The organism is Pseudomonas sp. FA-1, assembly GCF_056856075.1.
Genome location: NZ_JBWXTH010000005.1, coordinates 309,546 through 333,375, shown reverse-complemented (window position 1 = coordinate 333,375; position 23,830 = coordinate 309,546). Strand labels below are relative to the sequence as shown.

General features: G+C 62.4%; 22 protein-coding genes. 13 read left to right on the top strand and 9 right to left on the bottom strand.

The genetic code is table 11. From position 1 onward, the window contains the following. Positions 1–22: 22 nt before the first annotated feature. Complete coding sequence (locus AC1MHZ_RS12180; protein WP_084854713.1) at positions 23–1,129, top strand: 2-aminoethylphosphonate--pyruvate transaminase; 1,107 nt, start codon at positions 23–25, stop codon at positions 1,127–1,129. A gap of 37 nt (positions 1,130–1,166) precedes the next feature. Then, complete coding sequence (gene phnX / locus AC1MHZ_RS12175; RefSeq protein WP_084854712.1) at positions 1,167–1,994, top strand: phosphonoacetaldehyde hydrolase; 828 nt, start codon at positions 1,167–1,169, stop codon at positions 1,992–1,994. A gap of 115 nt (positions 1,995–2,109) precedes the next feature. Here the strand turns inward: phnX and AC1MHZ_RS12170 are convergent, their stop codons facing one another. Further along, on the bottom strand, positions 2,110–2,670 hold the full coding sequence (locus AC1MHZ_RS12170; RefSeq protein ID WP_084854711.1) for an NADPH-dependent FMN reductase: 561 nt from the start codon (positions 2,668–2,670) through the stop codon (positions 2,110–2,112). Between the two features lie 155 nt (positions 2,671–2,825). Here AC1MHZ_RS12170 and AC1MHZ_RS12165 point away from each other — a divergent pair, with 155 nt between their 5' ends. Continuing rightward, positions 2,826–3,044 carry a hypothetical protein gene (locus tag AC1MHZ_RS12165; RefSeq protein WP_368830128.1) on the top strand — a complete coding sequence of 73 codons (219 nt, stop codon included), beginning with the start codon at positions 2,826–2,828 and terminating at the stop codon, positions 3,042–3,044. Here AC1MHZ_RS12165 and AC1MHZ_RS12160 read toward each other — a convergent pair. The 4 genes from AC1MHZ_RS12160 to AC1MHZ_RS12145 all read right to left on the bottom strand — a co-directional run bounded on the left by AC1MHZ_RS12160 (position 3,028) and on the right by AC1MHZ_RS12145 (position 7,581). Next, complete coding sequence (locus AC1MHZ_RS12160) at positions 3,028–5,289, bottom strand: Orn/Lys/Arg family decarboxylase (protein WP_482966396.1); 2,262 nt, start codon at positions 5,287–5,289, stop codon at positions 3,028–3,030. The genes AC1MHZ_RS12165 and AC1MHZ_RS12160 overlap by 17 nt on opposite strands. Positions 5,290–5,404: 115 nt before the next feature. Then, positions 5,405–6,160 (bottom strand): DNA polymerase III subunit epsilon, encoded by a 756-nt coding sequence (gene dnaQ / locus AC1MHZ_RS12155; protein ID WP_324816617.1) that lies wholly within the window; start codon positions 6,158–6,160, stop codon positions 5,405–5,407. A gap of 183 nt (positions 6,161–6,343) precedes the next feature. After that, positions 6,344–6,790 carry a ribonuclease HI gene (gene rnhA, locus AC1MHZ_RS12150; RefSeq protein WP_084854707.1) on the bottom strand — a complete coding sequence of 149 codons (447 nt, stop codon included), beginning with the start codon at positions 6,788–6,790 and terminating at the stop codon, positions 6,344–6,346. Positions 6,791–6,822: 32 nt separating this feature from the next. Beyond that, a complete protein-coding gene (locus tag AC1MHZ_RS12145; RefSeq protein WP_084854706.1) occupies positions 6,823–7,581 on the bottom strand; it encodes a class I SAM-dependent methyltransferase in 759 nt (252 codons plus the stop codon). An 83-nt stretch (positions 7,582–7,664) separates the two neighbouring features. Here AC1MHZ_RS12145 and gloB point away from each other — a divergent pair, with 83 nt between their 5' ends. The 7 genes from gloB (at position 7,665) to AC1MHZ_RS12110 (ending at position 17,558) form a co-directional block, all read left to right on the top strand. Then, positions 7,665–8,432: a hydroxyacylglutathione hydrolase gene (gene gloB, locus AC1MHZ_RS12140; RefSeq protein ID WP_084854745.1), complete on the top strand. Its 768-nt coding sequence runs from the start codon at positions 7,665–7,667 to the stop codon at positions 8,430–8,432. Positions 8,433–8,532: 100 nt separating this feature from the next. Next, positions 8,533–9,957, top strand: a complete 1,425-nt coding sequence (locus AC1MHZ_RS12135) for a lytic transglycosylase domain-containing protein (RefSeq protein ID WP_368830125.1) — start codon at positions 8,533–8,535, stop codon at positions 9,955–9,957. A gap of 225 nt (positions 9,958–10,182) precedes the next feature. Further along, positions 10,183–12,012 carry an extracellular solute-binding protein gene (locus tag AC1MHZ_RS12130; protein WP_482966395.1) on the top strand — a complete coding sequence of 610 codons (1,830 nt, stop codon included), beginning with the start codon at positions 10,183–10,185 and terminating at the stop codon, positions 12,010–12,012. Beyond that, positions 12,009–13,850, top strand: a complete 1,842-nt coding sequence (locus AC1MHZ_RS12125; protein WP_482966394.1) for an extracellular solute-binding protein — start codon at positions 12,009–12,011, stop codon at positions 13,848–13,850. The genes AC1MHZ_RS12130 and AC1MHZ_RS12125 overlap by 4 nt, the downstream gene beginning before the upstream one ends. A gap of 1 nt (position 13,851) precedes the next feature. Next, positions 13,852–14,925 (top strand): microcin C ABC transporter permease YejB, encoded by a 1,074-nt coding sequence (locus tag AC1MHZ_RS12120; RefSeq protein ID WP_084854702.1) that lies wholly within the window; start codon positions 13,852–13,854, stop codon positions 14,923–14,925. 1 nt (position 14,926) lies between these two features. Continuing rightward, the gene (locus AC1MHZ_RS12115) at positions 14,927–15,946 is read left to right on the top strand and encodes an ABC transporter permease (RefSeq protein ID WP_084854701.1); all 1,020 of its coding nucleotides are present in this window, start codon (positions 14,927–14,929) and stop codon (positions 15,944–15,946) included. A 1-nt stretch (position 15,947) separates the two neighbouring features. Further along, positions 15,948–17,558, top strand: coding sequence for an ABC transporter ATP-binding protein (locus AC1MHZ_RS12110; RefSeq protein ID WP_482966393.1), 1,611 nt, complete (start codon positions 15,948–15,950; stop codon positions 17,556–17,558). A 40-nt stretch (positions 17,559–17,598) separates the two neighbouring features. Here AC1MHZ_RS12110 and AC1MHZ_RS12105 read toward each other — a convergent pair whose 3' ends face one another. Next, a complete protein-coding gene (locus tag AC1MHZ_RS12105; protein ID WP_324818276.1) occupies positions 17,599–18,852 on the bottom strand; it encodes an MFS transporter in 1,254 nt (417 codons plus the stop codon). 146 nt (positions 18,853–18,998) lie between these two features. On the opposite strand from AC1MHZ_RS12105, the gene AC1MHZ_RS12100 reads away from it, so the two are divergent. Further along, entirely contained in the window at positions 18,999–19,454 is a 456-nt protein-coding gene (locus AC1MHZ_RS12100; protein WP_324818279.1) for a winged helix-turn-helix transcriptional regulator, read from the top strand. Between the two features lie 141 nt (positions 19,455–19,595). On the opposite strand, the gene AC1MHZ_RS12095 is transcribed toward AC1MHZ_RS12100, so the two are convergent. Continuing rightward, positions 19,596–20,006, bottom strand: a complete 411-nt coding sequence (locus AC1MHZ_RS12095; RefSeq protein WP_368830121.1) for an SRPBCC family protein — start codon at positions 20,004–20,006, stop codon at positions 19,596–19,598. A gap of 72 nt (positions 20,007–20,078) precedes the next feature. Beyond that, positions 20,079–21,089, bottom strand: coding sequence for an aldo/keto reductase (locus AC1MHZ_RS12090; RefSeq protein ID WP_324818284.1), 1,011 nt, complete (start codon positions 21,087–21,089; stop codon positions 20,079–20,081). 286 nt (positions 21,090–21,375) lie between these two features. Between AC1MHZ_RS12090 and AC1MHZ_RS12085 the strand changes: the two genes are divergently transcribed. Both AC1MHZ_RS12085 and AC1MHZ_RS12080 read left to right on the top strand, forming a co-directional pair. Next, positions 21,376–21,837 carry a GFA family protein gene (locus AC1MHZ_RS12085; protein WP_368830120.1) on the top strand — a complete coding sequence of 154 codons (462 nt, stop codon included), beginning with the start codon at positions 21,376–21,378 and terminating at the stop codon, positions 21,835–21,837. A gap of 371 nt (positions 21,838–22,208) precedes the next feature. Continuing rightward, positions 22,209–22,448 carry a hypothetical protein gene (locus AC1MHZ_RS12080; protein ID WP_043209625.1) on the top strand — a complete coding sequence of 80 codons (240 nt, stop codon included), beginning with the start codon at positions 22,209–22,211 and terminating at the stop codon, positions 22,446–22,448. A gap of 205 nt (positions 22,449–22,653) precedes the next feature. Here the strand turns inward: AC1MHZ_RS12080 and AC1MHZ_RS12075 are convergent, their stop codons facing one another. Next, positions 22,654–23,664: a serine hydrolase domain-containing protein gene (locus tag AC1MHZ_RS12075; protein WP_368830119.1), complete on the bottom strand. Its 1,011-nt coding sequence runs from the start codon at positions 23,662–23,664 to the stop codon at positions 22,654–22,656. Positions 23,665–23,830: the final 166 nt, after the last annotated feature.

Below are 23,830 nucleotides of genomic sequence, written 5' to 3'. Positions count from 1 at the left end.
ACCGCTTGTGAGGAATAACGGAATGAGCAACGCCCCGATCCTGCTGACCCCCGGCCCACTGACCACCTCTTCCCGCACCCGCCAAGCTATGCTGGTGGACTGGGGCTCCTGGGACCGCGACTTCAACCAACTGACCGCCAGCCTGTGCGAACAACTGCTGGCCATCGTCAACGGCAACGCCACCCACCACTGCGTCCCGCTGCAAGGCAGTGGCACCTTCGCCGTGGAAGCGGCCATCGGCACCCTGGTACCGCGCGATGGCAAGGTCCTGGTATTGATCAACGGTGCCTATGGCCAGCGCCTGGCGAAGATCTGCAAGGTCCTGGGTCGTGCCTACAGCACCTTCGAGACTGCCGAAGACCAGCCGACCACCGCTGCCGATGTCGACCGCCTTCTGGCCGCCGACCCCGCCGTCACCCACGTGGCGCTGATCCACTGCGAAACCAGCACCGGCATCCTCAACCCGCTGCCGGAGATCGCCCAGGTGGTCAAACGCCACGGCAAACGCCTGGTCATCGATGCCATGAGTTCCTTCGGCGCCCTGCCGATCGATGCCAGCGAAGTGCCGTTCGAAGCCCTGATCGCTGCCTCCGGCAAGTGCCTGGAAGGTGTGCCAGGCATGGGCTTCGTCTTCGCTGAGAAGAACGCCTTGGCCGCCGCCGAAGGCAACAGCCACTCCCTGGCGATGGACCTGCAGGACCAGCAGGCGTACATGGCCAAGACCGGCCAGTGGCGCTTCACCCCGCCGACCCATGTGGTCGCCGCCCTGCACGAAGCCCTGGTGCAATACAACGAGGAAGGCGGCTTGCCGGCGCGCCACCAGCGCTACGCCGATAACTGCAAGACCCTGCTCGACGGCATGGCCAAGATCGGCCTGCGCAGCTTCCTGCCCGCCGAGATCCAGGCACCGATCATCGTCACCTTCCATGCACCCAAAGACGCCCGCTACCAGTTCAAGGACTTCTACGAGCGGGTCAAGGCCAAGGGTTTCATCCTCTACCCGGGCAAGCTGACCCAGGTGGAAACCTTCCGCGTCGGCTGCATCGGCGTGGTGGGAGCCGAAGGCATGCAAGCTGCCGTCGACGCCGTAGCCGAAGTGCTGCGGGAAATGGAAGTGCTGGACATCTAACTCAACGACCGACCCGAATTGCCAGGAAACCGCGCACATGAACTACAGCAACCCCACCCAGCTGCAAGCCGCCATCCTCGACTGGGCCGGCACCGTGGTCGACTTCGGCTCCTTCGCCCCGACCCAGATCTTCGTCGAGGCCTTCGCCGAGTTCGACGTCCAGGTGTCCATCGAAGAAGCCCGTGGCCCGATGGGCATGGGCAAGTGGGATCACATCCGCACCCTGTGCAATGTGCCCGAAATCGCCGAGCGCTACCGCAAGGTGTTCGGCCGTACGCCGACCGATGACGATGTCACGGCCATCTATGAGCGCTTCATGCCGCTGCAGATCGAGAAGATCGCCGTGCACTCGGCGCTGATCCCCGGCGCCCTGGACACCCTCACGGGCCTGCGCAAGGACGGCCTGAAGATCGGCTCCTGCTCCGGCTACCCGAAAGTGGTGATGGACAAGGTGGTGGAGCTGGCCAAGCAGAACGGCTATGTCGCCGACCACGTGGTGGCCACCGACGAAACCCCCAATGGCCGCCCATGGCCGGCGCAGGCCCTGGCCAACGTGATCGCCCTGGGCATCGACGATGTGGCGGCTTGCGTGAAAGTCGACGACACCGTGCCGGGCATCCTTGAAGGCCGTCGCGCCGGCATGTGGACCGTTGCCCTGGTGTGCTCGGGCAACGCCCTGGGCCTGACCTGGGAAGGCTACCGCGCCCTGAGCGCCGAGAAGCTGGAAAGCGAGCGCAAGCGCATCCACGCGATGTTCGAAAGCTCCCGCCCGCACTACCTGATCGACACCATCAACGAGCTGCCCGAAGTTATCGCCGACATCAATCGTCGCCTGGCCAAGGGCGAAATGCCGCAGGCGTCGTAATGCCGGGGGCCGCTTTGCGGCCCTTTCGCGGCACAAGGCCGCTCCTGCAGGTACATCGCGCTTCCTGTAGAGCGGCCTTGTGCCGCGAAAGGGCTGCAAAGCAGCCCCGATCAGGTCAAACGGCGCGGTTGAGCTTCACCCACGCCGCGAACTTGTCGATGAACGCCTGCAGGAACGGCCGGGTCTTGTCATTGAGCTTGCCCGATTCGTCGAACAGGCTCGCCGCCCCGCCAATGTACGCCTCAGGCATCTGCATGCACGGCATGTCCAGGAACACCAGGGACTGGCGCACGCCATGGTTGGCGCCAAAGCCCCCGATGGCGCCGGGCGAGACGCTCACCACCGCCGCCGGCTTGCCGCTCCAGGCGCTCTGGCCATAAGGCCGCGAGCCGACATCGATAGCATTCTTCAGGCCGCCCGGCACCGAACGGTTGTACTCGGGCGTTACGAACAACACCGCGTCGCTGCGGCGGATCTCATCGCGAAAACGGGTCCAGGCTTCTGGTGCACCCTCGGCCTCGACGTCTTCGTTGTACAGCGGCAGGTCGCCGATCTCGACGATCTTCAGGGCGAGGCTGGACGGCGCCAGCTCTCCGAGGGCCCGGGCCACCTTGCGGTTGTAGGACTCCTTGCGCAAGCTGCCGACGACGACCGCTACCGAATAGACCTGGCTCATGGTGTTTGCAACCTCTGCTGGCTAGGGAAAGTTGTAGTTATAGATGACCGATCCCCGCCACCAGAGTTTTTTTGCCATCAACAGAAAACTTCCAGCCGCCTGCACGGGTCTATGCCTGCAGCTATTTCCCAAAAATTTCAGAGGTTTTCCCGCAAATGGCAGCAATACTGGTCGGCCAATTCCACGCACGTGACGCCGAGGGCCGTATCTACCCCGTGCATGAGTACCAGGAGTCCACCCTCCAGGCCGACGGCAGCAGCCGCGGTGCGCCGATCGTGACCTACCGCCTGCCCGTCGGCGACCGCGTCCGCCACCTGGGCGAGGACCGTTTCGAGTTGGCCCACAGTGGCGTCGAGCTCATTCGCATTCCTTGATGCAGTCGACCGTGTACACCGGCCCCTGGCCATGATCCTCGCGCTGCAGGCCATGGACATCGGCGACGAAGCCAGGGAAGCCGCTGTCGAAGGCCCGGGCGAAGGCCAGGTAGTCGATGATTGAACGCGTGGCTTCGGTGAAGCGCTCGCCGGGCATGATCAACGGAATACCCGGTGGGTACGGCACCAGCATCACGGCGGCCACCCGCCCCAGCAAGGCCTCGATCGGCACTGCCTCCACCTCCCCGCGCACCATCCGGTCGTAGGCCTGGGCCGGGGTCATGGCCATTTCCGGCAAGCAGGTGAACAGGCGCTTGAGCTGCTTGGCCGTGGCGTTGGCCCGGTAGCACCCATGCAGTTGGTCGCACAGATCGCGCAGCCCCAAACCCTGGTAGCGTGACGGGTCGACCACCATCACGCTCGGCAGGCATTGGCCCAGGGCCGTGTTGCCATCGTAATGGCGCTTGAACTCGAGCAACTCGGTGAGCAAGGTGCTCCACTTGCCCTTGGTGATCCCCATGGAAAACAGCACCAGGAAGCTGTACAAGCCCGTCTTCTCCACCACCAGCCCCCGCTCCCAGAGGAACTTGCCCACCACCGCTGCCGGGATGCCGTGCTCACCCAAGGCGCCGCCCACCGTCAGCCCTGGCATCACCAGGGTGACCTTCAGTGGATCGAGCAGCACGTAGTCCTGCTCCACCTCGCCGAAGCCGTGCCACTCGGCGCCCGGCTGCAGCAGCCAATCCTCGGCGGCCAGGCGCTGGGCACCCTCGGTCGCTGGCGGCTGCCAGATGCTGAACCACCAGTCATCGGCAGCGATGTGCTCGCGCAGGTTGGCCAGGGCTCGGCGAAAGCTCAGGGCCTCGTCGAACATTTCCTGCAGCAGCGAGGTGCCGGCCGGCCCCTCCATCATGGTCGAGGCAACGTCCAGCGACGCCAGGATGCTGTACTGCGGCGACGTGGAAATATGCATCATGAAGGCTTCGTTGAAACGGTCGCGGTCCAACTGCCGCAGGCTGCCGTCCTGCACGTGGATCATCGACGCCTGGCTGAACGCCGCCAGCAGCTTGTGGGTGGAATGGGTGCTGAACAGCAACGGGCTGTCCTCGCCTCGCGGGGTGCCCATGGCGTAGCGGCCGGCGAAGAATTCGTGGAATGCGGCGTAGGCGAACCAGGCCTCGTCGAAATGCAGGACCTCGACCCGGGTGCCCAGTACCTGTTTGATCAGCCCGGCGTGGTAGCACAGCCCGTCGTAGGTCGAGTTGGTCACCACGGCCAGGCGGATGCGCGACGTTCGCCCCCGGGCCAGTGGATTGGCGTCGATCTTCGCCTGGATCGACGCCGGGCTGAATTCGCCCAGCGGGATCGGCCCGATGATGCCCAGCTCGTTGCGTTCCGGGCACAGGTAGAGCGGGATGGCGCCGGTCATGATGATGGCGTGCACCACCGACTTGTGGCAGTTGCGGTCCACCAGGACCAGGTCGTCACGCCCGACCATGGCGTGCCACACGATCTTGTTGGCGGTGGAGGTGCCGTTGATCACGAAGAAGGTGTGGTCGGCGCCGAAGTTGCGCGCGGCCCTGGCTTCAGCCTCGGCCAGGGGGCCCGTATGATCGAGCAGCGAGCCGAGTTCGGGCACCGATACCGACAGGTCCGAGCGCAGGGTGTTTTCCCCGAAGAACTGGTGGAATGCCTGGCCTACCGGGCTCTTGCGGTAGGCCACGCCACCGCCGTGACCAGGCGTATGCCAGGAGTAGTTCGATTGCGCGGTGTGCTGCACCAAGGCCTTGAAGAATGGCGGCAGCAGGCCGTCCAGGTAGTTGTGCGCGGCGCGGGCCACCTGGCGAGCGAGAAAAGGGACGGTATCTTCGAACAGGTAGAGGATGCCACGCAGCTGATTGAGCTCGCTCATGGCCTCGGCGGGGGCATTCTCCAGCGTCACCTGTTCGCCGAGGGCGAAGATGGGCAGGTTCGGTGCGCGTTGGCGGGCCAGGCGGATCAGCTCGGCCATGTTCTGCAGCAGGCGGGTGTCCTCTCCGACGCCTTCGGCGGCGATCAGCATGCAGGCCAGGCCGTGATGGGTCGCAGCCACCAGGCGGGCCTCTGCCTGGTCGGCTGCCGCGAGAATGGCGAAACCGTCCTGGGCCAGCTCATCGGCGATGCCGCGCACCCGCTCACCGGCGACGGTGTCAGCCTTGATGGCGCGGTGGACGATGAGGATGGGGAATTTCAGGTCCTTGTACATGGCGCGGTACTACCTCCGAAGGACGGGTCCGTCCTTTCAGGGTAGAAGCTGGCCGATCAGGCTGCGAGTTGGGCCAAGAACCTGGGGGCCGCTATACGGCCCCAGACGCTGAACGTCAGCCTGCGGCAGGCTCCGTCAACGCCTGCCACATCGACGGCGCACCCGCCGACTTGGCGATCGCCGCCAGGCGCTCGGCATGGGCCTCGAGCTCTTCGGCGCTGGCCATGATCACCCGCCCCGGCTGGCGCCCGACGATCCGCCGGATCTCACTGCCGGTGCCACCCTCACCGCCTTCGTCGCCCTCGACACCGTGAGCCGCCAGCGACAGGCTGGTCTGGCCACCGGTCATCGCCAGGTAGACGTCGGCCAGCAGCTCCGAGTCGAGCAGTGCGCCGTGCAGTTCACGGCCGGAGTTGTCGATGCCGTAGCGTTTGCACAACGCGTCGAGGCTGTTGCGCTGGCCCGGGTGGCGGGCCCGCGCCAGCATCAGGGTATCGATGATGGTGCAGTGCTGGGATATGTCGGCACGGTCGTGCTGACCCAGCAGGGCGAATTCGTTGTTGATGAAACCGACGTCGAACGCCGCGTTGTGGATGACCAGGTGCGCGCCCTGGATGTATTCGAAGAACTCTTCGGCGACATCGGCGAAACGCGGCTTGCCGACCAGGAAGGCATCGGTGATGCCGTGTACCCCGATCGCGCCCTCGTCACTCTCGCGGTCCGGTTGCAGGTAGACGTGGAAGTTGCGCCCGGTCAGGCGCCGGCCGATGACCTCGACGCAGCCGATCTCGATGATCCGATGGCCTTCACTGACCGGCATACCGGTGGTTTCGGTATCGAGGACGACGTACCGGTTGACTTGCTGCTCCACGCGGGTGGCTCCAACTTGCATCACATGACGAAGCCGGGGATTGTAACCCAAACCGAAATGTTGGGGGCTAGTGTGGGAGCGGGTTCACCCGCGAACACGGACGAAGTCCGTGCCAGGCATAGCGCCGCATCCTTCGCGGGTAAACCCGCTCCCACAAAGGCTCGCATTGCCATGCCCAAAGATTCAGCGCTTGGTGCGGACCTCGTCGACGCCGCGGTTGGCCAATTGGTCGGCGCGCTCGTTGCCGGGGTGGCCGATGTGCCCGCGCACCCACTTCCAGGTCACTTTGTGCCGATTGACCTGCTCGTCGAGCTGTTGCCACAGGTCGGCGTTCTTCACCGGCTCCTTGGCGGCGGTTTTCCAACCGCGCTTCTTCCAGTTGGCCATCCATTCGTTGATGCCCTTCATCACGTACTGCGAATCGGTGGTCAGCACCACCTCGCATTCGCGCTTGAGGGCCATCAAGCCCTGGATCGCCGCCATGAGCTCCATGCGGTTGTTGGTGGTCTCGCGTTCGCCGCCCCACAGCTCCTTCTCGACGCCCTTGTAAATCATCAGCACACCCCAGCCACCCGGGCCCGGGTTGCCCTTGCAGGCACCATCGGTGTAGATCTCGACGCTATCGCTCATGTACTCGCTCTGTGTTATCGACGCCAGGCCCCTCAAGGCTCGCTATGGCGGCGGTTGACCTTGGCCAGCGGCAACGGCAGCAGCTTGCCCATCGGCTCGCGCCGCTCCTGGCGCAGCGGCCGCAGGCCAACCACCATCTTGCGCGCCACCACCAGGTAGACGCCGCCCCCGGCGCCCTGCCAACCGCCGGCCATGCGCTCCCACCCGGCCAGGCGTTGTTGCCAGGCCGGCGAGGCAAGCGGCGGACGATAGCACCCGAAGCGGCGTTTCTCCAGCGCGAAGCCCAGCAGGTTGAGCCAGTCACCAAGCCGCGAAGGCGAGATGCAGCGCGCCTTGCGCAGGGCGCCGCGGCTGAACCAGTGGCGGATGCCCCAGCTGCTCCAAGGGTTGATCCCGACGATCAACAGGTGGCCACCGGGGCGCACCGCGCTGGCCGCTTCGCGCAGCAGGCTGTGGGGCGACAGGCTGAAGTCCAGGCCGTGTTGCAGCACCACCACGTCGGCGGCGTGCTCGGAAAGCGGCCAGGCCTGCTCCTCGCAGACGATCTCCACCCCCGGCAACGGCGCACCGAGGCGCACGTTACGCTGTACCTGCGGCGCGTTGGGCGCCGGTTCGGCGCATGGGCCGTAGTGCACCAGGAAGCCGCCGAAAAAGCGGCCAAGCTCGTCCTCGAGGAGTTTTTCCTCCTCGCGCAGCATCATCTGCCCCAGCGGCCCATCGAACCAGTCACGGGCCAGGCAGGTCAGTTCGATCCAGTCAGGATCGGCCTGGGCAAAGGCTTTGTCGGTCATTGCGTTCTCCCTCGAAGGTTCTCCCCCTGCGCCATCGCAGTTAAGATGCCTTCATGTTCACGCCAGGCGATTCGGTTACGCACATGATACAGATCGATGCTCTTCCCGCTTTCTCCGACAATTACATCTGGCTGTTACAGGATACTGCCAAACGTCGCTGCGCGGTGGTCGACCCAGGCGATGCCGGCCCTGTGCTCGAATGGCTCGAGGCCCACCCCGGCTGGGTGCTGGAAGACATCCTGGTGACCCATCATCACCATGACCACGTCGGCGGCGTGCAAACCCTCAAGCAGGCGACCGGGGCGCGGGTTTGCGGGCCGGCCAACGAGCGCATCCCGGCCCGCGACCTGGCGCTGGACGACGGCGACCGGGTCCAAGTGCTGGGCATGGACTTCCAGGTCATCGCCGTGCCAGGCCACACCCTGGGGCACATCGCCTACTACGGTGCGCCGCTGCTGTTCTGTGGCGATACCCTGTTCGCCGGCGGCTGCGGCCGATTGTTCGAAGGCACCCCCGAGCAGATGCACCAGTCCCTGTCGCGCCTGGCCGCACTGCCCGCCGAAACCCAGGTGTACTGCACCCATGAATACACCCTGAGCAACCTGCGCTTTGCCAAGGCAGTGGAACCTTCGAACCGCGAGCTGGGTCAACGGTTCGACGACGTTACCCGCTTGCGCGCCAACGATCGCATCACTTTGCCATCCACCATCGCTCTGGAACGCGCTACCAATCCCTTTCTTCGCACGGCTGAAACATCCGTTAAACAAAAAGCAGACGAATGGAAGGGGCATTCCAATCCAAGCCAAGCTGCTGTTTTTGCTGCCTTGAGGTCTTGGAAAGACACCTTCTGATAACCTCACGATATATCGCAAAGCGTGGTCAAAGGTTGACCACGCGGGGACCGGTTTCTAGAATCGCCGAAATTTTTCGCCCGGAAACCTGTCCCAGCCGATGTCTTCCCGTAGCCGCAGAACCTCTCAATCCGTCGCCCTGACGCGTCTGGCCCAAATCAGTGCGCTGGCCCTGGCCGCCACCCTGGTGGGCTGCCAGAGCACCCGTCAGCACGACGAATCCGACAGCGTTCGCGCAAGCTACCAGGCGCGGGTCAAGCACAAGCCTGCCCCCCTGCTGGTCAAGCCAGTCGAGCAGGCGCCGCAGGATGTCTGGGAGCGCATGCGACAGGGCTTCGCCCTGCAGGACGATATCGGGGTCAACCCGCGCATCGAGCAACAGCGCCTGTGGTTCGCCAGTAACCCTACGTTCCTGGAGAGCGCGGGCGAGCGCGGCAGCCTCTACTTGCACTACATCGTCGAGCGCCTCGAAGAACGCGACATGCCGCTGGAGCTGGCCCTGCTGCCGGCGATCGAGAGCGCCTACAACCCGATGGCCTATTCCCGCGCCCATGCGGTCGGCCTGTGGCAGTTCATCCCGTCCACCGGCCGCCACTTCAAGCTGCGCCAGACCAACTTCTATGACGGGCGCCGCGACATCACCGCGTCGACCAACGCCGCGCTGGACTACCTGGGCCGCCTGCACGACATGTTCAACGGCGACTGGCTGCTGGCCCTGGCGGCCTACAATGCCGGCGAAGGCACGGTCAGCCGGGCCATCGAGCGCAACGAGCGCCTGGGCCTGCCCACCGACTACTGGAACCTGCCCCTGCCCCAGGAAACCCGCGACTACGTGCCCAAGCTGCTGGCCCTTTCTCAGGTGGTGCTGACCCCCGATGCCTATGGCGTGAACCTCAGCCCGATCGCCAACGAGCCCTACTTCGAAGCTGTCGCCATCAACGAACGCCTGGACCTGTCCCGGGTCGCCGCGTTCGCCGATATCGACGAAGACGAGCTGATCCAGCTCAACCCGGCCTTCAAGAAACGCATGACCGTGGACGGACCCAAGCAGTTGCTGGTGCCCACCGCCAAGGCGCAGTTGCTGTCTGACAGCCTGTCCAACCTCAAGCCTGAGGAACTGGTCAGCCTGCAACCGAACAAGGCGGTGTTCCAGGCCGCCCTGGCCGAGGCCAAGGCGCCGGTGAAGGCGCGCAGCTATCGGGTCAAGCGTGGCGACAGCCTGAGCAGCATCGCCAAGGCTCACCGCGTCTCGGTACGTGACCTGCAGCGCTGGAACCGCCTTTCCGGCAACCGCGTCAAGGCCGGGCAGGTGCTTGCCCTGCGCGGCGGCAGTTCGAGCGGTGCCGCCAACCGCGTCGCGTCGTCCAAGCAGCGTTCTACCCAATACAAGGTCCGCAAGGGTGACTCGCTCTATGCGGTAGCCAAGCGCTTCAATGTCGAGATGAAGCACCTCAAGCGCTGGAACCCGCGCAGCGGGCATGCCCTCAAGCCAGGGCAGACACTGACCGTCTACCTGTCGCACTGATCCGAGTGCCCGGGGCCGCTGCGCGCCCCTTCGCGGCACAAGGCCGCTCCTACAGGTATGGCGCACCCCGAGTGGCCTGCGCCATGAAAGGGCTGCAAAGCAGCCCAGAGAAAACCCCGTCACAAACCCCGCCGCCAAAACCCCCGCCACATACTCTTTTTCCATCCCAGACAAGCTGTTACTGTAGCCCGATCAAAGCCCAACGCCCCTGGATCGGATGCCGACTTGATACGTCCCCTCCTGCTGTCCCTCAGCCTGGCCTTGAGCTTTCCCGCAGTCGCGACGGTGAGCGAAAGCCACGGTTATGCGCAGTTCGGCACGCTCAAATATCCAGCCACTTTCACCCATTTCGACTGGGTCAACCCGCAAGCGCCCAAGGGCGGTACCTTGCGGGCCATGGCATTCGGAACCTTCGATACCCTCAACCCCTATACGTTCAAGGGTTCCAGCCCGGTCAGCACGCCGAACTTCCTGCAATACGGCATCAACGAGCTGAACGAACCGCTGATGGTCGGCACCGGCCAGTACGCCCCCTCCGGCGACGAGCCCACCTCCAGCTACGGCCTGATCGCCCGCTCGGTGGAGTACAGCGAGGACCGCAGCTGGGTGGTGTTCAACCTGCGCCCCGAAGCGCGCTTCCACGATGGCCACCCGATCACCTCGGCAGACGTGGCGTTCTCGTACCGCACCCTGCTCAAGGAAGGCCACCCGATGTACCGCACCAACCTGCAGGAAGTGCGGCGGGTGGACATCCTCGGGCCCAAGCGCATCCGCTTCGTCTTCAAACGCGCCGGCAACCCCTTGCTGATCCTGCGCCTGGGCGAAATGCCGGTGCTGCCCAAGCATTACTGGAAAGGCCGCGACTTCAAAGCCACCACCTTCGAGCCGCCACTGGGCAGTGGCCCCTACCGCATCACCCAGGTGGAGCCTGGCCGGCGCCTGGTGTTCGAGCGGGTGAAGAACTACTGGGGCAAGGACCTGGCGGTCAACCGTGGCAAGTACAACTTCGACCGCGTCGAGTACGAGTTCTACCGCGACGCCACGGTGGCCTTCGAAGCGTTCAAGGCCGGCGAGTTCGACATCTACATCGAGCATCAGGCCAAGAACTGGGCCAACGGCTACAACTTCCCGGCCATTCGCCGTGGCGAAGTGATCAAGGCGCAGATCCCTCATCGCATCCCCACCCAGACCCAGGGCCTGTTCATGAACAGCCGCCGGGCCGCCTTCAGCGACCCACGGGTGCGTCAGGCCCTGGGGCTGATGCTCGACTTCGAATGGACCAACCGCGCCCTGTTCAGCAGCGCCTACCGCCGCTCGACCAGCTATTACCCCAACAGCGAATTCGCCGCCACCGGCCTGCCCACAGGCAAGGAATGGCTGTTGCTGGCGCCGTTCCGTGACGAATTGCCGGCCAGGCTGTTCACCGAGCCCTACCGGGTCAGCCACACCGATGGCCGCGGCATCGACCGCAAGACCCTGCGCCAGGCCCTGGCGCTGTTCGCCAAGGCCGGCTGGAAGCTCGACGGCCAGCGCCTGGTCAATGCCAAGGGCCAGCAGTTCCGCCTGGAGCTGTTGCTGGTCAACCCGAACCTGGAGCGTATCCTCCAGCCCTACGTGGAGAACCTGGCCAGCATGGGTATCGACGCGCGCCTGCGCACAGTCGATCGTGCCCAGTACAAGCAGCGCCTGGACCAGTTCGACTTCGACATGATCCTCATGACCCTGGGCCAGACCTTGAGCCCAGGCCTGGAGCAATGGCTGTACTTCCATTCCAGCCAGGCCTCGGTCAAGGGCAGCAAGAACTACGCAGGTGTGAAGGACCCGGTGGTCGACCACCTGCTCGACACCCTGCTCGCCGCCCGCACCCGTGACGACCAGGTCGCCGCCGCCCGCGCCCTGGACCGGGTGCTGTCATGGCAGTACTACATGATCCCCAACTGGTATCTCGACAATCACCGCCTGGCCTACCGCAACCGGTTCGCCTTCGTCACCACGCCGCCCTATACCCTGGGCCTGAACAGCTGGTGGCTCAAGACCTCGGAGAAAGCCCAATGATGCCAACGCACCCTCTGCGCCGGCTGGCCGGTAGCCTGCTGCTCGCCTGCCTGAGCCTGCCCGCGATGGCCGCACCGCAGCATGCGCTCACCCTGTACGATGAGCCGCCCAAGTACCCGGCCGATTTCAAGCACTTCGACTACGTCAACCCCGACGCGCCCAAGGGCGGCACCTTCCGCCAGTCCAGCTTCGGCAGCTTCGACAGCCTCAACCCCTTCATCAACAAAGGCGTGCCGGCCGATGACGTGAGCATCATCTACGACACCCTGATGCGCCAGAGCCTGGACGAGCCCTTCACCGAGTACGGCTTGGTGGCCGGCAAGATCGAAAAGGCCCCGGACAACAGTTGGGTGCGCTTCTACCTGCGCCCCGAAGCGCGCTTCCACGACGGCCACCCGATGCGTGCCGAGGACGTGGTGTTCACCTTCAATACCTTGATGAGCAAGGGCGCCCCGCTGTTTCGCGGCTACTACGCCGACGTCGCCGAGGTGGTCGCCGAAGATCCGCTGCGCGTCCTGTTCAAGTTCAAGCACAAGAACAACCGCGAGCTGCCACTGATCCTCGGCCAGTTGCCGGTACTGCCCAAGCACTGGTGGCAAGGCCGGGACTTCGACCGTGGCAACCTGGAGATCCCCCTGGGCAGCGGCCCGTACAAGGTCGCCGAGGTCAAAGCCGGCCGCTCGGTGCGCTACGAGCGGGTCAAGGACTACTGGGCCAAGGATTTGCCGATCAACCGCGGCCACTACAACTTCGACCAGATGACCTACGATTCCTACCGCGACAACACCGTCGCGCTGGAAGCGCTCAAGGCCGGGCAATTCGACTATTGGCTGGAAACCAGCGCGAAGAACTGGGCCACGGCCTACAACGTGCCCGCCGTGGAGCAAGGCCGGCTGGTCCGCGAGGAGTTGGCCAACGGCAACCCCACCGGCATGCAGGGCTTCATTTTCAACCTGCGCCGCCCCGTGTTCCAGGACGTGCGCGTACGCCAGGCCCTGAGCCTGCTGCTGGACTATGAGTGGACCAACAAGCAGCTGTTCAACGGCGCCTATACCCGCACCGGCAGCTACTTCGAGAACTCCGAAATGGCCGCCGAGGGCCTGCCGGGGCCCGATGAACTGAAGATCCTCGAACCGCTGCGCGGCAAGATTCCCGAACAGGTCTTTACCGAGCCCTTCCACAACCCGGTCAGCGACGGCAGCGGCATGATCCGCGACCAGCAACGCAAGGCCTACAAGCTGTTGCAGGAAGCCGGCTGGAAGATCGCCGACGACAAGATGGTCGATGCCCAGGGCAAGCCGGTGGTCATCGAATTCCTGCTGGCCCAGACCGAGTTCGAGCGCATCCTGTTGCCGTTCAAGCGCAACCTCGCCGACCTCGGCATCGAGCTGAACATCCGCCGCGTGGACGTCTCGCAATACATCAACCGCCTGCGCTCGCGCGACTTCGACATGATCGTCGGCGGCTACCCGCAGTCGAGCTCCCCCGGCAACGAACAGCGCGAATTCTGGACCAGCGCCGCCGCCGACAACCCCGGCAGCCGCAACTTCATCGGCCTGCGCGACCCGGCCATCGACCAGTTGGTGGAGCAACTGATCAACGCCGACTCGCGGCAAAGCCTAATCGCGCATACCCGTGCCCTGGACCGCGTGCTGCTGTGGGGCTACTACGTGATCCCCAACTGGCACATCAAGAGCTGGCGCGTGGCCTACTGGAACCACATCGGCCACCCGAAGGTGTCGCCCAAGTACGACATCGGCATCAACACCTGGTGGATCAAGCCCGAAGTGACCCCAGCGGTGGCCGAGCCTGCGGCACAACAGGACGAGGCGAACTGACATGCTCGCCTACATCCTGCGCCGCCTGCTGCTGATCATCCCGACCCTGTTCGGCATCCTGATCATCAACTTCATCATCGTCCAGGCCGCCCCCGGTGGCCCGGTGGAGCAGATGATCGCCAAGCTCGAAGGCTTCGAAGGCGCCACCAGCCGTATCGCCGGCGGCGGCGCCGAAGTGGCCGTGGCCGGTTCCAACTACCGCGGCGCCCAGGGCCTGGACCCGGCCCTGATCGCCGAGATCGAGCGCATGTACGGCTTCGACAAATCGGCGCCCGAGCGCTTGTGGATCATGATCAAGAACTACGCCCAGCTGGACTTCGGCGAGAGCTTCTTCCGTGACGCCAAGGTCATCGACCTGATCATCGAAAAAATGCCCGTGTCCATCTCGCTCGGGCTATGGAGCACGCTGATCATGTACCTGGTGTCGATCCCCCTGGGGGTCGCCAAGGCCGTGCGCCACGGCAGCCACTTCGACGTCTGGACCAGCTCGGCGATCATCGTCGGCTACGCCATCCCGGCGTTCCTGTTCGCCATCCTGCTGATCGTGCTGTTCGCCGGCGGCAGCTACTTCGACTGGTTCCCCCTGCGCGGCCTGACCTCCAACAACTTCGACGAGCTTTCCACCACCGGCAAGGTGCTCGACTACTTCTGGCACCTGGTGCTGCCGATCACCGCGCTGGTCATCGGCAACTTCGCCACCATGACCCTGCTGACCAAGAACAGCTTCCTCGACGAGATCAACAAGCAGTACGTCATCACCGCCAAGGCCAAGGGCCTGAGCCGGCCACGGGTGCTGTACGGCCATGTGTTCCGCAACGCCATGCTGCTGGTGATCGCCGGTTTTCCCTCGGCGTTCATCGGCATCTTCTTCACAGGCTCCTTGCTCATCGAGGTGATCTTCTCACTCGACGGCCTGGGCCTGATGAGCTTCGAGGCAGCGATCAACCGCGACTACCCGGTGGTCTTCGGCACCCTGTTCATCTTCACCCTGCTGGGGTTGGTGGTGAAGCTGATCGGCGACCTGACCTACACCCTGGTCGACCCCCGCATCGATTTCGCCAGCCGGGAGCAATGACATGGCACTCTCCCCTCTCAATCGCCGGCGCTTCGAGCGCTTCAAGGCCAACCGCCGCGGCTGGTGGTCGCTGTGGATCTTCATCGTGCTGTTCGGCCTGAGCCTGGGCGCCGAACTGATCGCCAACGACAAGCCCATCGCCGTGCGCTACGACGGCCAGTGGTACTTCCCGGCCTTCAAGCGCTACCCGGAGACCACCTTCGGCGGCGAATTCCCCCTGGAGGCCAACTACAAGAGCCCCTATATCCGCGAGCTGCTGGCCGCGAAGGACAGCTTCGTGCTGTGGGCACCGATCCCGTTCAGCTACCAGAGCATCAACTACGACCTCAAGGTCCCCGCCCCCGCCCCGCCCTCGGCGGACAACTGGCTGGGCACCGACGACCAGGGTCGCGACGTGCTGGCGCGGGTGATCTATGGCTTCCGCGTGTCGGTGCTGTTCGCCCTGACGCTCACCGTGCTCAGTTCCATCGTCGGCGTGATCGCTGGCGCCTTGCAGGGCTACTACGGCGGCTGGGTGGACCTGGCCGGCCAACGCTTTCTGGAGATCTGGTCGGGCCTGCCGGTGCTGTACCTGTTGATCATCCTGGCCAGCTTCGTGCAACCCAACTTCTGGTGGCTGCTGGGCATCATGCTGCTGTTCTCCTGGATGAGCCTGGTGGACGTGGTGCGCGCCGAGTTCCTGCGTGGGCGCAACCTCGAGTACGTGCGCGCCGCCCGTGCCCTGGGCATGCGCAACGGCGCGATCATGTACCGGCACATCCTGCCCAACGCCATGATCTCGACCATGACCTTCATGCCCTTCATCCTCACCGGCGCCATCGGCACCCTCACCGCCCTGGACTTCCTCGGCTTCGGCCTGCCGCCCGGCGCACCCTCGCTGGGCGAGCTGGTGGCCCAGGGCAAGTCCAACCTGCAGGCGCCGTGGCTCGGCATTAGCGCCTTCGCCGTGCTGGCGATCATGCTGAGCCTGCTGGTGTTCATCGGCGAATCCGCCCGCGATGCCTTCGACCCGAGGAAATGACATGAGCGAACAGAACCTGATCGAAGTGCGCGACCTCGCCGTGGAATTCGTCACCGGCGAGCACGTGCATCGGGTGGTCGACGGCATCAGCTTCGACATCCGCAAGGGCGAAACCCTGGCCCTGGTCGGCGAAAGCGGCTCAGGCAAGTCCGTCACCGCCCACTCCATCCTGCGCCTGCTGCCCTACCCGCTGGCGCGCCACCCCAGCGGGAGCATCCGCTATGGCGACAAGGACATGCTGCAACTGGGCGAGAAACCCATGCAGCGCATTCGCGGTGACCGTATCGCGATGATCTTCCAGGAGCCGATGACCTCGCTGAACCCGCTGCATACCATCGAGAAGCAGATCAACGAAATCCTCCTGCTGCACAAAGGCCTCACCGGCAAGGAGGCCACCGCGCGAACCCTCGAACTGCTGGAGATGGTCGGCATCCCCGAGCCGCACAAACGCCTCAAGGCCCTGCCCCACGAGCTGTCTGGCGGCCAGCGCCAGCGTGTGATGATCGCCATGGCGCTGGCCAACGAGCCGGAGCTGTTGATCGCCGACGAGCCCACCACCGCGCTCGACGTGACCGTGCAGTTGAAAATCCTCGACCTGCTCAAGGCACTGCAGGCACGCCTGGGGATGGCCTTGCTGCTGATCAGCCATGATCTGAACCTGGTGCGGCGCATTGCCCACCGGGTGTGCGTGATGCAGTGCGGCAAGATCGTCGAACAGGCCGATTGCGCGACGCTGTTCCATTCGCCGCAGCATCACTACACCAAGATGCTGATCAATGCCGAGCCCAGCGGCGCGCCGGCGGAAAACCCGGTGGGGTCGCCGCTGCTGGAAGTCGAGGACCTGCGGGTGTGGTTCCCGATCAAGAAAGGCCTGCTGCGGCGCACCGTCGATCACGTCAAAGCCGTGGATGGCATCGACTTCAGCCTGCCCCAGGGGCAGACCCTTGGCATCGTGGGTGAAAGCGGCTCGGGCAAGTCCACCCTGGGCCTTGCCATCCTGCGCCTGATCGCCAGCCGCGGCGGGATCCGCTTCCATGGCCAGAATCTCGAAGGGCTCAGCCAGAAGGAGGTTCGCCCCCTGCGCCGCGAGATGCAGGTGGTGTTCCAAGACCCCTTCGGCAGCCTCAGCCCCCGCATGTGCGTGGCCGATATCGTCGGTGAAGGGTTGCGAATTCACCGCATCGGCACGCCTGCCGAACAAGAAGCCGCGATCATCGCCGCGCTTGAGGAAGTGGGGCTGGATCCGCGAACGCGTCACCGCTACCCGCATGAATTCTCCGGAGGCCAGCGCCAGCGCATCGCCATTGCCCGAGCGCTGGTACTCAAGCCTGCGTTGATTCTGCTGGATGAGCCGACCTCGGCGCTGGACCGGACCGTACAGCGGCAGGTGGTGGAGTTGCTGCGCAATCTACAGCACAAGTACAACCTGACGTACCTGTTCATCAGCCATGACCTGGCGGTGGTCAAGGCACTCAGCCACCAGCTGATGGTGATCAAGCATGGGCACGTGGTGGAACAAGGGGATGCGCAGGCGATCTTCCAGGCGCCGCAGCATCCGTATACGCGGCAGTTGTTGGAGGCGGCATTCTTGGTGGCGGTTCCGGTTGCGTAGGCTTGTATCTCATGATACTCGCCTCCCCCAGGCCTGGGCGTTATCTTGGGGTCAGCTCAAGCCAGCCCCAGTAAAGCAACGCCGTAGCGCTGATAGCTGCACCCAATATACAGACGGCTACCCAGCCGGCTTGCGCATATGTATAGGTAGCCGCGATCGCACCCAACCCGCTGCCTGCTGAGTAGAAGCACATGTAGGCTCCCACGAGGCGGCTTTGCGCATCGGGCCGAGCGGCAAAAATCAGGCTCTGGTTGGTAACATGCACGGCCTGTACGGCGAAATCCAGAAGCACGACGCCCGCGATCATCGCCAGCAGCGAATTGTGCACGAATGCGGTGGGCAGCCACGACAATGTCAGCAACGCCAGAGCGATGCCCGTGGTGCGATTGCCCAGCCCCTGGTCGGCCAGCCGTCCGGCTCGCGCCGCAGCCAGCGCCCCGGCCACACCGGCCAGACCGAAGAGCCCAATTTGGGTATGTGAAAGGGCCAGGTCAGGCTCGCTGAGCGGCAGCACCATAGAGGTCCACAGCACACTGAACGCGGCAAAAATGAGAAGCGCGAACGTCCCTCGGACGCGGAGCGTGCGCTCGCTCAGGAACAGTTGAAATGCTGAGCGCAACAATGCCAGATAGCCACTTTGCAAGGTAGGCGTGGCGGCCGCCGGAAGCGTACGCCACAGCACCAATGCCATGCCTGTCATCAAAGCAGCTGAAACAAAATAGACGCTGCGCCACCCTGCCAAATCAGCCATCGCACCGGAAACGAAGCGCGCGAGCAGAATGCCCAGCACGACGCCGCTGGTCACGGTACCCACCGTCTGCCCGCGCTGCTCCGGACTTGCCAGCGTAGCTGCGTAAGCCACTACCACCTGCACCAGCACTGCCATGAGCCCCACCAGCACCATTGCTCCGAGCAGAACGCCCCATTCCTGCGCCATGCCAACGGCACACAGAGCCACGGCAGACAGAAGCATTTGCGTGAGAATGAGTTTCTTGCGGTTCAGCAGGTCCCCCAGCGGGACGATGAAAAGCAGCCCAACCGCATAACCGACCTGAGTGACAGTAACGACAACACCGATGGTACTGGCAGGCACCGACAGACTCGTGGCCATCGACTCCAGCAATGGCTGGGCAAAATAGACGTTGGCCACGGCCATAGCGCACGTAATAGCGAAGAGGAAGGTTTGGTAATTGCTCAAGGAGGTGTTGGAACCCTCCTGGCACGTCCTGTTGTGTCCGCCAGCAGCGCCCTCGGCTGCCGCCCGCTTTACGGGCGAATCAGGTTCGTACGGCATCGCTCCATCCTCTGAATAGGTTTCGAAAGAAAACCAGTTCGTTGCTTTCTAACCAATCTGGTTGTTAAATACAACCACTGGAGATGAAGCTTTTTCGTCTCTGTTGTCAGATCACTCTTTGACCACCAACCTGCTCGTGGAGAACCATGGCCAAACAGCAACTGCTGGCGCGCAGCGAATGCCCCGTGGCACGGACGCTCGAGGCTATCGGAGATCGTTGGATGTTGATGATCATCCGAGAAGCGTTTGATGACGTTCGACGATTCAGCGAATTCCAGAAGCGGCTCGGCGTGGCCAAAAACATTCTCACAGTGAAGCTCAAGGCATTGGTCGAACTGGGGGTTTTTGAGATTCAGCCGGCATCGGATGGAAGCGCTTACAAGGAATACGTGCTCACCGAAATGGGACGAGCGGCATTCCCAATCGTAATCAGCATGCGGCAATGGGGGGAGCGATTTTTGTATTGCTCAGGGGAGAGCCATTCGGTGCTATTGGACAATTTGATGGCGGAGCCGATTGAAACGATCGCCGTTCGATCTCGAAGCGGAAGGGAGCTGGGGCCAGAGGATTGTCATCGGCGGGTAGTCAAACGGGACGACTGATAAATCCTGAATCAACGGCGAGGCATGGTAAGCCGTGGCTCGACGGGACTGGCGACGGGTTGCTTTCGGCCATTAGCGGACGCTGCCCCCAATCGTCCAAGCTGCTGAGGCTTGGGGCCGTTTGACGGCCCCAATCGTCCATCAACCTTCCAATGTCTGCTTCAGCGCCGCCAGGCCATCCTGGTAGATGGAGGTGTACAGCGCGGTCGCTTCGGCATCACTGATACCCACCGGCACGAACGAACCGGACCATTCCACACGAGAACCGCTGCCCTCGGCTACCACGCGCAGGGTCGCCTGGTAGTCACGCACCGGCGCCGGGCCCTTGAGGATGGTGTAGCGGTAGCTGCGGCCAGCTTCGTTGAAGTCCAGCAGGCGCTCTATGATGGTCTCGCCATCCACGGTCTTCAGGGTACGGACGCGGCCGCCTTCGCTCAGGGCGCTTGCAGGGATGTACGGCAGCCAGTCGGGCAGCGCGTCGAAACCGCCAATCAGTTGCCAAACGCGCTTGGCATCGGCTGGCAGGGTGATGGACGCTTGTGCAGTTGCCATGATGATTCTCCCGGGGCATGGCCCCAATTGATTCAGGGTAGACAGGGCCGCGATGCGGCCCTGCAACATCGGTTAAACGGCAGGCACCGGGGCCAGGGCGTTGATCAACCCTTGTTGGCGCAGCTCGTTCCAGAAGGCCGCCGGGATCACGGCGCTCAGTGCCGCGAGGTCCTCGTTGGCGTGTGCCGGGCGGGTGGCACCGGGGATCACCGAGACCACGGCCGGATGGGCCAGGGCAAACTGCAGGGCAGCCGCCTTCACATCCACACCATGGGCACGGGCCACGGCACGGATGCGCTCGAGCTTGGCCAGCACCGGCTGGGTGGCTTTCTGGTACTCGAAGTGCTCGCCGCCGGCGGTGACACCCGAGCTGTACGGGCCACCCACGACGATGCCTACACCCTGCTCCACCGCTTGCGGCATGACACGTTGCAGGGCGCGGTCGTGGTCCAGCAGCGAGTAGCGGCCGGCCAACAGGAAGCCGTCCGGACGGGCTTCTTCCAGGTCCAGGGTCAGCTCGATCGGCTCGACGCGGTTCACACCCAGGCCCCAGGCCTTGATCACGCCCTCTTCGCGCAGACGGGTCAGTACGCGGAAGGCACCGGTACGGGCGGTTTCGAACTGGCTCAGCCATTCGTCGCCGTAGAAGTCCTGGGCGATGTCGTGAATCCAGACGATGTCCAGGCGGTCGGTCTTCAGGCGACGCAGGCTGTCCTCGATGGAGCGCAGCGTGGCGTCGGCGCTGTAGTCGTTGACGATGCGGTTGCGGTTGCCGTGTTCGAACAGGCCGCTCTTCTCGCCCAGCTCGCGGCTGGTAGGATCTTCCAGTTCGTCGAGGATGATGCGACCGACCTTGGTGCTGAGCACGTACTCGTCACGAGGGCGGCCGACCAGGGCATTGCCCAAGCGGGTTTCGGAGAGGCCGGCGCCATAGAAGGGCGCGCTGTCGAAGTAGCGCACGCCGTTGTTCCAGGCAGCGTCGACGGTAGCTTGTACTTCGTCTTCAGGCACGTTACGGAACATGTTGCCCAATGGTGCGGTACCGAAGCCCAGTGGGTTGGCGATGAGGGACTTGAGGTTCATTGCAGTGTTTTCCTTTGGTGGGGAGTCGTTGTGAACTCCAGTGGCTGCAATCCTATGCCTCGCCCACCAAGACCGTCCAAGTCATAATTGGCCAGACTTCAGACCTTTCAAGCAACACCCTCCAAGCCGAGGTTTATCATGAGCAAACCGAAATATCACTGACTGCCGAAGGCCGAGGAGCCCTTATAAGATGCCTCTCTGGTTATTGGCATTTCAAAACCCCAGAGGTCACTGGGCCCTGACCCGTGAACATCCACTTCGACTTCTCAACAAGTAGAGGAACGTTATGGCTGATGAAATAGACGATGATCGTCCTGTCTACCGGGCGGCCTGCCATTGCGGGGCGGTACAGTTCTCATTGCGCTTGACCGATGGCACGCGTACAGCACGTAGATGTAACTGCTCCCTCTGCCGTATGCGTGGTGCCGTGGTGGTATCAGCTAACCTGGGCGACATCACTATTACCCAAGGGGGAGAGGTGCTCACGCTTTATCAGTTCAACACACGCGAAGCGAAGCACTACTTCTGCTCTAAGTGTGGCATCTACACCTTCCACCAGCGCCGTTCTGCGCCCGACCAGTATGGCGTTAATGTGGCCTGTATTGAGGGAATGAGCCCATTTGATTTCCCAGAGGTGCCTGTCAATGAGGGCCGGACTCATCCTAAAGACCGTGTAGGCGGGGGCTCCGGGGTTGCAGGATGGGTGCGATACGAGGCAATGCCGGTGGAGATTGGCGGGGATGCATAGGCGCTATAGAAGCGAAAATGGGATGCGCAGAGTCGCTCGCCTACGTACGCAAAAAATATGAGACAAGACTTCGGCCTGGCTGGATCGATCCATTCAAGCCCTGATGCGGAAGCTACATTATGATCGCATTCGGAAGTGGCCGGTAGTGAGTGACCGATAGTCAGCTCACTCGAAGTCGTTCGCTTTTGGCCGTTTGCTGCCCTCGGCGATGGCAGCTACGGGTCTAAAGCGCCTCTTCGCGAGTGGCCGCTGACGCCCCCTAGCGGTACGCCATATTCATGCAGCCGTGATCGGTACTCGCTTTGCATTTTTTGCTCAGCTCCTACAATCAGCACCACTGATTTCTATTACTACCCGCATGAGGCTAACCTTTGTCTACAGACCCGTTATGTCTGATTTTTATACCGGCGCTTGTCACTCTGCTAAAGGCGGCGGAGGATCGGAAAGGCTCTGCGCTCAGCGAAGCTGAGGTGCTTGAGATTCGAGATAATGCCACCGCGATGGCAGTGCCCTTCAGTGCTGCCTTCGCGTTAGAAAAAGATCGGGGTTATGAGGATATCGTTCCAGAGGATTGCTGGGAAGAATGGCTGCGGGTCCGTTCATCACTCTGACCACCATCGTTCAAAGCTTAACCCGGGAGACAAGCATATTGCTGATCCAGAATTTCACAGCGTCTCGGTCGTGATAGGTCATTAAGCCGACCGGCAGCTATCGAGCCTTTGCGGCCGTTCGATGTATCTACGAAACCGGCGGCTTCAAAAAATCATTCTATACCTGAGCTGTAATTGAGTTCCCTTCACTCACGTTAGAAAACTCCTAGACCTGTATATCAGGCAAGACTCGCTCAATTAATTTTTCAAGAATTAAGTCAACATCTGTGTCCGCAGCATTAGTTAGGACAACAAACGTCAGCCCATGGCTTTCGTATCGCCTTAGTCCCGTAACGAAACCCTGCCACGCCCCATCATGCCCTATCACCTCACAACCGCTATGTACATCATATATTTCCCAACCCAACCCATATGGATAAATTGCACCGCCCTGAGCCTTGGTTGGCTGTAGCGCAACGGCCCATGTTTCGGGCTTAAGTATTTTTCTTTCAGAGACCACCTTATCCCATGCTTGGTAATCATTAAGCGATAAGTACAAAGCCCCATCCCCAGTGGAATTCAGATACGGAGAAACCCAGTTTTGGTTTTTTAGCTCATCACCCACCCACTCATAGCCTGCAGCCCTATTAAATATGATATCTCGGTCGCTTATAACTCGCGCCGCACTCATGCCTGCCGGTTCAAAAATTCTGTTCTTTAAAAACTTTCCAAAATGCTCGCCGGTCTTAAGTTTTATAAGTACTCCCAATATTTCGTAGCCACCATTGCTGTATTCCCAGCCAGTGCCTGCTTCAAATTTCATTGGCCACGTATAAATTTTCTGCAGTAGCTCGATATCAGTATATTCATGCTGAAGATCAAGCTCACCATCTTCAAGGCCTGATGTGTGATTCAGAAAATTCCTTAATGCGATATTGCCCCATGTGGCAGGCGCATCTGGAAAATATGTAGTTATCTCGGCATCAAGATCAAGCACTCCATCTTCAACTAAAAGCAGAATGCATGCGGCTGTGAATATCTTCCCAATTGAACCCGACTGGAACAAAGTCTGAGAGCTAACATTTACGCCGAGCTCAATATTTGAGCTGCCATACCCTTTCTTTAACAATGGTTCGCCATTATGGAAAATCCCTAGAGCTAGGCCGGGCACTCTTTGAAGCTCCATTTGGGAGCTTATTATTTCATCTATATCAAATCTTATTTTTTCATCGAGCACGATCAGCTTCTCAATTAGCATATTCCGAAAATATTACCTTGGGAGCCCAGGGCTTAAGCTACCCAACTATAAGCTCTCTACCGTCCACAAGTGCACGTACCCCTGCTGCACAAGGCTGCCGAGCGGACCTCTCCAGTGAATGTAAGTGGGTGAAAATCCGTGTCCC

Bases quoted from the DNA above. Each gene is read 5' to 3' on its own strand.
- AC1MHZ_RS12180 (WP_084854713.1), top strand. From the start codon at position 23: ATGAGCAACGCCCCGATCCTGCTGACCCCCGGCCCACTGACCACCTCT.
- phnX (WP_084854712.1), top strand. From the start codon at position 1,167: ATGAACTACAGCAACCCCACCCAGCTGCAAGCCGCCATCCTCGACTGG.
- AC1MHZ_RS12170 (WP_084854711.1), bottom strand. From the start codon at position 2,670: ATGAGCCAGGTCTATTCGGTAGCGGTCGTCGTCGGCAGCTTGCGCAAG.
- AC1MHZ_RS12165 (WP_368830128.1), top strand. From the start codon at position 2,826: ATGGCAGCAATACTGGTCGGCCAATTCCACGCACGTGACGCCGAGGGC.
- AC1MHZ_RS12160 (WP_482966396.1), bottom strand. From the start codon at position 5,289: ATGTACAAGGACCTGAAATTCCCCATCCTCATCGTCCACCGCGCCATC.
- rnhA (WP_084854707.1), bottom strand. From the start codon at position 6,790: ATGAGCGATAGCGTCGAGATCTACACCGATGGTGCCTGCAAGGGCAAC.
- AC1MHZ_RS12145 (WP_084854706.1), bottom strand. From the start codon at position 7,581: ATGACCGACAAAGCCTTTGCCCAGGCCGATCCTGACTGGATCGAACTG.
- gloB (WP_084854745.1), top strand. From the start codon at position 7,665: ATGATACAGATCGATGCTCTTCCCGCTTTCTCCGACAATTACATCTGG.
- AC1MHZ_RS12135 (WP_368830125.1), top strand. From the start codon at position 8,533: ATGTCTTCCCGTAGCCGCAGAACCTCTCAATCCGTCGCCCTGACGCGT.
- AC1MHZ_RS12125 (WP_482966394.1), top strand. From the start codon at position 12,009: ATGATGCCAACGCACCCTCTGCGCCGGCTGGCCGGTAGCCTGCTGCTC.
- AC1MHZ_RS12120 (WP_084854702.1), top strand. From the start codon at position 13,852: ATGCTCGCCTACATCCTGCGCCGCCTGCTGCTGATCATCCCGACCCTG.
- AC1MHZ_RS12115 (WP_084854701.1), top strand. From the start codon at position 14,927: ATGGCACTCTCCCCTCTCAATCGCCGGCGCTTCGAGCGCTTCAAGGCC.
- AC1MHZ_RS12110 (WP_482966393.1), top strand. From the start codon at position 15,948: ATGAGCGAACAGAACCTGATCGAAGTGCGCGACCTCGCCGTGGAATTC.
- AC1MHZ_RS12105 (WP_324818276.1), bottom strand. From the start codon at position 18,852: ATGCCGTACGAACCTGATTCGCCCGTAAAGCGGGCGGCAGCCGAGGGC.
- AC1MHZ_RS12100 (WP_324818279.1), top strand. From the start codon at position 18,999: ATGGCCAAACAGCAACTGCTGGCGCGCAGCGAATGCCCCGTGGCACGG.
- AC1MHZ_RS12095 (WP_368830121.1), bottom strand. From the start codon at position 20,006: ATGGCAACTGCACAAGCGTCCATCACCCTGCCAGCCGATGCCAAGCGC.
- AC1MHZ_RS12090 (WP_324818284.1), bottom strand. From the start codon at position 21,089: ATGAACCTCAAGTCCCTCATCGCCAACCCACTGGGCTTCGGTACCGCA.
- AC1MHZ_RS12085 (WP_368830120.1), top strand. From the start codon at position 21,376: ATGGCTGATGAAATAGACGATGATCGTCCTGTCTACCGGGCGGCCTGC.